The sequence below is a fragment of the Microcystis sp. M113S1 genome, from assembly GCF_020246945.1.
Lineage (GTDB): Bacteria > Cyanobacteriota > Cyanobacteriia > Cyanobacteriales > Microcystaceae > Microcystis.
In genome coordinates this window covers 20,062-29,075 of record NZ_JADBSA010000031.1, presented here as the reverse complement: position 1 = coordinate 29,075, position 9,014 = coordinate 20,062, and the positions used below count along the sequence as shown (strand labels likewise).

Annotated in this window: 1 protein-coding gene; it reads left to right on the top strand. The window is 40.7% G+C overall.

Translation table 11 applies throughout. The features are described from left to right. Positions 1-637 precede the first annotated feature (637 nt). On the top strand, positions 638-9,007 hold the full coding sequence (locus IM319_RS01885; protein WP_287734404.1) for a non-ribosomal peptide synthetase: 8,370 nt from the start codon (positions 638-640) through the stop codon (positions 9,005-9,007). Positions 9,008-9,014 lie beyond the last annotated feature (7 nt).

The window sequence follows — 9,014 nt, the reverse complement described above, 5'->3', positions numbered from 1 at the left end:
AAAAGCTTGAGACTTTCGCCGAAAGATAACGAGGGAATTTGGTTTTTACCAGGTAAGTCGATTAATTTGATGGCTTGCAGTGAGGAAATTTTCCCCCCACCTCACTTAAATTTCCACCTCGTTGTCACTTCTTCAGCTATTACGACCAGACAGCCAATCATACCTGATCGAGGTAGTAATTGTCAACAGACATCTCCAATAACCTGGTGTGGGGTGTGGCATCCTAAGCTCTGCTCTGCTGGCCTCGCGCCACTATATCTTTAAATGTCACACTTTCCGCACTTCTTAATATTCAATTAATAATTTTTACTAATTTATTGCTGACAACAGTAGTTTCTACAATGAAGATTTTTCGTCAAAACATCTTGGGAAATGTAAAAATATACAAAAGTATATTATGAAGATGTGCGGAATGTCGGTTAATATGCTATGATGTCGAGGCTCAGAACAATTTTGAAGAAGCGACAGAAACCTCGACCTTAGCCCTAGGCGGGTTTCCTGTAGTTCGTATAGCAATAATCCCACTCGTCAGAGACGGGAATTATCGCTTTAAGGGAACAGGGAACGGGTAAGCATTGTACCCCATGACTCTGAATACCGCCATCAACTACTATTTAGGGACAAAGTTAGAACAGCAATGGAAGCACATCTGGTTTCAATAGATTACCAAATTCGGCAACTTCAAGAAATAGATCCAGTAACTACTCTATTTGGTAATGTAAGTCAGAATAAAACCGGGGAGCAAGATAGCGTTATTGAAGTTATCTCTACAGATTTACAGAAAAAAATCAACAGTTTAACAGCAAATAATTCTGTTAATAATTTAGCATTTCATCTGGCTGTTGTCCAGGTTTTAATGTTTAAATATACTGCTCAAGTCGAGTTTGCTACGGCTACAGGAGCCTTGAATACAGAAAAATTAGATAGCCTGATATTTTGCCGATTCAATCAACATAATTTTAGTTCATTTAAAGATTTACTAAGAATCATTCGTAAAGATTTACAGGAAGGATATCGCCATCAAAACTATGCTCTGGATAGTTTGGTCAAAACCTTGGCAGCAAGAGGAGGAGAACTAGAGAATATTTTTGACGTTGCTGTGATCAAAGAAGGCCTGTGTGGGGACATTTCTTCGTTAAATAAATTTCAATTAGTTTTTGCCATAGCAGCGGATGATAGTGGTGTTTCTGTCACTTTTATTAAAGATAAATTTCCCAGAGATTTTGTCGAGAGAATGCTAGGACATTACCGTAAAATCTTAGAAACAGTGACGAGTAATCCCGATATAGATTTGTCAGAAATTGATATATTAACGGCAAAAGAACGAGAACAATTGCTGATAGATTGGAATGATACGGCCATTCAATATCCTCAAAAGCAATGGATTCATCAGCTATTTGAAGAGCAAGCCAAACTTTACCCTGAGAGAGTGGCGGTCATTTTTGAAAATCAAGAATTAACTTATCAAGAATTAAATGAAAAAGCCAATCAACTTGGTCATTACCTACAAAAATTAGGAGTAAAACCAGAGGAATTAGTCGGAATTTGTCTGGAGCGTTCCTTAGAAATGGTAGTAGGTTTATTGGCTGTTTTGAAGGCCGGAGGAGCTTACGTCCCCTTAGATCCTAATTATCCTCAAGAACGCCTAAGTTATCTATTAGAAGATACTGGGGTAAAAGTGATCATTACTGCGGAATTGCTGCGGGGATTGTTGGACGAATACCCTGGGATTGTTGTTGCTTTAGATACAGATTGGCCAGCAATTTCTCAAGAAAGTCAGAACAATTGTGACAGTGGCGTAGCGGGGGAAAATTTAGCCTATGTTATTTATACTTCGGGATCCACAGGTAAGCCTAAAGGTGCGATGAATACTCATCAGGGTATCAGGAATCGTTTGTTGTGGATGCAGGATACTTATCAGTTAACTAACAGCGATCGCATTTTACAAAAAACCCCTTTTAGTTTTGATGTTTCAGTGTGGGAATTCTTCTGGCCATTATTAGCCGGTGCAACCCTAGTGGTAGCTAAACCAGAAGGTCATAAAGATAGTATCTATTTAATACAATTGATCCAAGAGCAGCAAATTACTACCCTTCATTTTGTCCCCTCGATGCTGCGAGTGTTTCTGCAAGAAACAGAGCTAAAAGAATGTAGTTCTCTCAAGCGGGTTTTATGTAGTGGGGAAGCTCTGCCATTAGACCTAACACAACGCTTTTTTGAGCATTTTAACTGTGAACTTCACAACCTCTACGGGCCGACTGAGGCGGCGATTGATGTGACTTACTGGCCCTGTTTACCGGGGAGTGAAAAAGCGATAGTGAGTATTGGTCAACCAATTGCCAATACTCAGATTTATATTCTTAATCCGCACTTACAACCAGTTCCTATAGGGATTGTGGGAGAATTACATATTGGTGGTATAGGTTTAGCTCGTGGATATCTCAATCGTCCCGAATTAACAGACCAGAAATTTATCCCTAATCCTTTTGCTAAGGTCGCAGGAGCAATAGGGGGAGAAATTAGGGCAAAATTATATAAAACGGGGGATTTAGCTCGGTATTTACCGGATGGAAATATTGAATTTTTGGGGCGTATTGACCATCAAGTTAAGATTCGAGGTTTCCGGATTGAGCTTGGGGAAATTGAAACTATACTCAGTGAACATCCAGCAGTTGAGCAAGCGGTAGTCATTGCATCGGAGACAGAAACCGGCAGTAAAACACTAATTGCTTATGTTGTGGGTCAGTCTCAAGAGGGGGAACTCTTGGCGACTTCAGAAAAAGGGCAATTATTCGATGAGCAAATCGAGCAATGGCAAAGCCTCTATAACCAAATTTACAGCCAAACATCGGCAGATTCTGAGGGTATATTTAATATTGTTGGCTGGAATAGTAGTTACACGGGGGAATCTATCCCGGCTGCTCAGATGCGAGAATGGCTAGATGATAAGGTGAAGGTTATTCTCGCTCAACAACCTAAAAAAGTTCTGGAAATAGGTTGTGGAACCGGGTTAATATTATTCCAAGTTGCTCCCCATTGTCAGCATTATTGGGGAACAGATATTTCATCAGTAGCCTTAGACCATATTCAGCGAATTAATCAAGAAGGGCCAAAGCTGGAGCAAATAAGGTTATTTACCCGTACTGCCGATAATTTTGAGGGTTTGGAGTCGGAAGGATTCGATACAATTATCCTTAACTCGGTTGTGCAGTATTTCCCCCATATAGATTACTTATTGCGGGTTTTAGAGGGAGCTATCAAGGTACTAACTCCGGGGGGGTGTATTTTCCTTGGAGATGTGCGAAACTTGCAACTCATGGCAGCTTTTCACGCTGATGTAGAACTTTATAAGGCTAACCCTGAAGATTCGATTAGGGATTTTAAACAGCTTGTACAGAGGAAAATTGAGCAAGAAAATGAGTTATTCATTGACCCTGATTTTTTTAGAGCAATTCAGTCCTATTTTCCTCAGATTACTGAAGTCGAGATTCATCTAGAGAGAGGTCGATACCACAACGAATTGACTCAATTTCGTTACAATGTTGTTCTACGAAGCGCAACAATTGTGGATTTTAGCACCGACCTTCAAGAATTAAACTGGACTGAACAGCAGCTGACTTTATCTGAGGTGAGAAATCAACTGGGGACATCTGAGGGGTTAAGGGTGATAGGTGTCCCTAATTTGCGCTTGTTTGGACCTTTAAAAATTGTGGAATTGTTGAACAATTCTCAAGACTTTGGGACAATCGAGGAATTTAAAGCGATTAAATCGGACATTATACCGGAAAATGCCGTAGAAACTGAAGATTTTTCGGCTTTAGCTGCGGATTTATCCCTTTCGGTTTGGGTAACTAGGTCTGATACTCCGGACTGTTACGATGTGATTTTTGCTCCGCTAGAAAATTCCCGTAGAAATTACATCGCTTTTACCCCCACCCACACCGCAAAACCTGAATGGCAACTATATGCAAATCACCCTTTAAGGTCTAAGTTAAACAGTAAACTGATTCCCCAACTGCGGAGTTATCTGCAAAAGCAACTCCCAGAATACATGATACCCCATGCCTTTGTGCAATTGGATTCTATTCCTCTGACAAATAATGGAAAAATTGACCGTCGCGCCCTACCCTCTCCAAGCTATAACAGTTTAAGGAATTCGGAGAATTTTGTAGCACCTTGTACCCCTCTTGAGGAAATTTTAGCACTGATTTGGGCTGAAGTTTTGGGCATCGAAGAGGTTGGTATTCACGATAATTTTTTTGAACTTGGGGGGGATTCGATTCGGGCAATACAAGTGATCGCTAAGGCGCGACAAATGGGTTTTCATTTTTCCTTACCCCAATTATTGCAACATCAAACCATTCAAGAATTGGCCAATTGCGTTAGCTATGAAATTGATACTTTGGGGACTGAAAAAACGGAAGTTTTTAGTTTAATTCCTCAAGAAGTTCGCTGGGATTTACCGGAGGAAGTGGAGGATGCTTATCCTCTAACTGCTCTACAATTGGGGATGATATTTCATAGTGAATATCAGGGGAATCTGTCGGTGTACCATGATGTGTTTACCTATCATATTCGTGCTACTTTTAATTTTCCCGCTTTACATAGTGCTATTAAGGAGATTGTCCAGCGGCATCCGGTATTACGAACCAGTTTCGCACTCTTTGAATATCAGGAACCCCTACAATTAGTTCATCGACAAATCGATGTTCCTTTAGGATTAGATGACCTAACCCATTTATCTCCTTCTGAACAAGACACGGCTATTGATGATTGGATTGAGCGGGAAAAAATCCGCACTTTTGACTGGAATAGTCCTCCTTTATTTCGCTTTCATCTCCATCGCCGCAATCAGGATAACTTTAACCTAACTTTCAGCTTTCATCACTCTATTTTAGATGGTTGGAGTGTAGCCTCATTGCTCACAGAATTGTTACAACAGTATCTCTATCTTCTCGACAAAAAAGTTTTACCTCTTTCTCCCCCTCCAGATATCAGTTTTAGGGATTTTGTCGCCTTAGAAAAGAAAACTATTCAATCGACAGAATGCCAGAATTATTGGCAAGAAAAACTCAGAGATGTCACGCTGACCAAACTTCCTCAGTGGTCGAAATCTAATCAAGTTAATCAAGATTGGGATTGGTTAGTTCCCATATCTAGTCAGGTATCTCAGGGATTAAAACAACTCGGTAAACAAGTTGGAGTCCCCCTAAAAAGTGTTTTATTGGCGGCTCATTTTCGGGTATTAAGTTTACTGAATAATCAGAGGGATATTGTTACAGGTTTAGTCTCTAATGGACGGTTAGAAGTAGCCGATGGGGAAAAGATATTAGGTTTATTTTTGAATACTTTGCCCCTACGTTTAGAGTTATCTGGAGGTTCTTGGAGCGATTTAGTTAAGCAAGCTTTTGATGTTGAAAGAGAATGCTTATCTTGGCGAAGATATCCCCTGGCTGAGTTACAAAAAACTTTTGCGGGTCAACCTTTGTTTGATACGGCTTTTAATTTTATTCATTTCCATGTTTATCAAGGTATCATCGGGGTGCAAGATTTAGAGGTCTTGGGAGGGAAGTTTTTTAATCAAACTAATTTTACATTGTTAGCTAATTTTAGTCTTCATCCTCTTTCATCTGAAGTAGAACTTACCCTTAAATATGATGGGAATTATCTAGGGGAAAAGCAGATGGAGTTAATCGGAGGATACTACGAGAAAACTCTCATCGCTATGGCAACGGAAGGGTTAGAACGTTATGAGACTTGTTGTTTACTTTCTGAGCAAGAACAACATCAATTATTGAAAGAATGGAATGATACCGAGGTTCACTATCCAGATGACTGTATTCATCAATTGTTTGAGGAGCAAGTTAAGCGCAGTCCTGATGCGATCGCTATTATTGCAGAAAATGAACAATTAACCTACCGTCAATTAAACGAAAAAGCGAATCAATTAGGGCATTATTTAGGCAAAAAAGGGGTGAAACAGGAGTCTTTGGTGGGAATTTGCCTAGAACGGACAACTGAGATGGTTATAGGGTTATTAGCCATTCTCAAAGCAGGGGGAGCTTATGTACCTTTAGATGCAGCTTATCCAACTGAACGCCTCAATGTCATTTTAGGGGATGCCCAAGTTTCCTTGTTGCTAACACAAGAAAAATTAGTCGAGAAATTAGGGAATTATCCAGGGAATCTGGTGATATTAGAGGCAGAACCAAGAAATATAGCCCTAGAAAGTCCCGAAAACCTCTCTTTACCCGTAAGTTCCAGTAATACCGCTTATGTGATTTATACCTCCGGTTCAACGGGGAAACCGAAAGGGGTTGTCATTGAGCATCAAAGCACCACAACCTTACTGAATTGGTCCAAGGAAGTCTTTAGCAGTGAGGAATTAGCGGGGGTTTTGGGTTCTACGTCTATTTGTTTTGATTTGTCAGTATTTGAACTATTTTTGCCCTTGGCTGTGGGGGGTAAGATTATTCTGGCCCAGAATGTTCTAGATTTGCCTAGTTTAAGTGCAGCCAAAGAGGTAACATTAATTAATACCGTACCTACAGCGATCGCCCAACTCCTGGAAATTGAGGCGATACCTGAGACTGTGCGAACGGTAAACCTCGCCGGAGAAGCTTTGTCTAATCAATTAGTCCAGAAGCTTTACCAGCAGGAAAACATTAAGAAAGTTTATAATCTCTATGGTCCTTCAGAAGATACCACTTATTCCACTTTTAGCTTAGTGCCTAAAGGACACCATGGACAACCGAGTATCGGCCGGCCTATTGCCAATACTGAAGTTTATATTCTGGACTCTTTTAAGCAACCGGTTCCTCTAGGAACTATTGGTGATTTATATATCGGGGGTGAAGGGTTAGCTCGATGTTATCTTAATCAACCTGAATTAACCGCCGAGAAATTTATCTCCAATCCGTTTAGCAATGAACCCAATGCAAAACTCTATAAAACAGGAGATTTAGCCCGATATTTACCCGAGGGAAATATTGATTTTTTGGGGCGGGGTGATAATCAGGTAAAATTGCGGGGTTTCCGCATTGAATTAGGAGAAATTGAGGCAACTCTAGGGACTTATCCCCAAGTTAAGCAAACGGTGGTGAAAGTTTGGGAGGACTCCTATCGGAATAAGAGGTTAGTCGCTTATCTAGTAGGAGAAAATGGCCCGATAAATACTGAGGATTTGCGTCGTTTCTTGGGACAGAAGTTGCCAGAGTATATGATTCCGGCTCTTTTTGTGTCCTTAGAAGCTCTCCCTCTGACTCCTAATGGAAAAATTGACCGTTCAAGATTACCCATCCCTGAGATACCTTACACATCTGAGCAGGATTTTGTTCCCCCTCATACTCAGAAAGAAAAGATTTTGGCTAGTATTTGGCAAGATGTTCTCAGCATTAAACAAGTGAGTCGTTATGACCGCTTTTTTGAAGTTGGGGGCGATTCTATTCTCAGTATTCAGGTTGTCGCTCGCGCTCGTCAAGCCGGGTTGAAGATTACTCCTAAACAGATATTTGAATATCCTACTCTTGCTGAACTGGCTACAGTTGCCGATTATTCCACAGCCGAATTAGCTAAACAGGGTTTAGTGACGGGTATTGTGCCTCTCACTCCCATTCAACTGTGGTTTTTTGAGCAAAATCGCGCTGAAATGCACCACTTTAATCAGTCTGTCCTCTTAGAAGTTCCCCATCACCTGAAAGCTGATTTGTTAGCTCAATCTCTGAGAAAATTAATTGAACATCATGACGCTTTGCGGTTACAGTTTACTGTGGAGGAAGGACAATGGCAACAAGTCAATGAAGGAATGTCGGATGAAGTACCTTTTGAGGTGATTGATTTGTCTTCTATTCCTCAATCTCAGCAAGGGGAAACTCTCTTAGCAATGGCAACAGTTCAACAAGCAAGTTTAAATCTCTCTAGTGGACTATTAATCAAGGCCGTACTATTTGAATTGGCCCCCTATCAACCCAGTCGGTTACTGATTATTATTCATCACTTGGGAGTTGATGGTGTATCTTGGCGAATTTTGCTAGAAGATTTATTGATGACCTATCAACAGTTGGAAAGGGGGGAGAATGTAGAACTTCCTCCAAAAACCATAGCTTTTCAGGATTGGGCGCTTCTCTTGAGGGATTATGGACAAGGGGAAAAAGCGAAAGCGCTATTAGACTATTGGTTAACTCAACCTTGGTTAGAAGCGAGAAATTTACCTGTAGATAACGAGAGTGGAAAAGAAGACAATACAGTAGCGATGGCAAATGATATCACGGTGACTCTAGATGAAGAACAAACCCGCACCCTCTTGCAAAAGGTTCCCGCTGCCTATAACACTCAAATTAACGAGGTTTTGTTAACCGCTTTAGCAGAAACTTTGACACAATGGACAGAAAATTTGACCATATCCCTTGATTTAGAAGGACACGGACGAGAAGATTTGTTCAGTGAGGTTGACCTATCGAGGACGGTAGGTTGGTTTACCAGTCTTTTTCCGGTTGTTTTGCGACTCCCCCCCGAAAATCACCCTGGTGAGCGACTCAAATCTATTAAGGAACAGTTACGAGCTATTCCTCACAAGGGGATTGACTATGGAATTTTGCGATATTTGAGTGATGAGGCTGATATTAAGTCTCAATTAGCTGAAATTCCTGCCAGGGAAGTTTTGTTTAATTATTTAGGTCAATTTGAGCAAGGACGATTGCAAAAAGGGGATTGGAAATTAGCGGATGAGTCTAAGGGGCCTAATCACAGTCTTAAGGGACATCGTAGTCATTTATTAGAGATTACGGCCAGAGTTATAGAGGGACAGTTACAAGTAAACTGGACTTATAGCGATCTCATCTATGAACGTTCGACGGTAGAATATTTAGGGCGCGGCTATAAAGAAGCTTTGCTGAAATTGATTGAGCATTGTTTATCTCCTGATGCTGGGGGTTACACTCCCTCAGATTTTCCGGTAGCGCAATTGAATCAACAGGAATTAGACGATATTCTGGCAGAAATTGACTAATAAGGAG

Coding starts and splice junctions, on each gene's coding strand:
- IM319_RS01885 (WP_287734404.1), top strand. CDS start 638: ATGGAAGCACATCTGGTTTCAATAGATTACCAAATTCGGCAACTTCAA.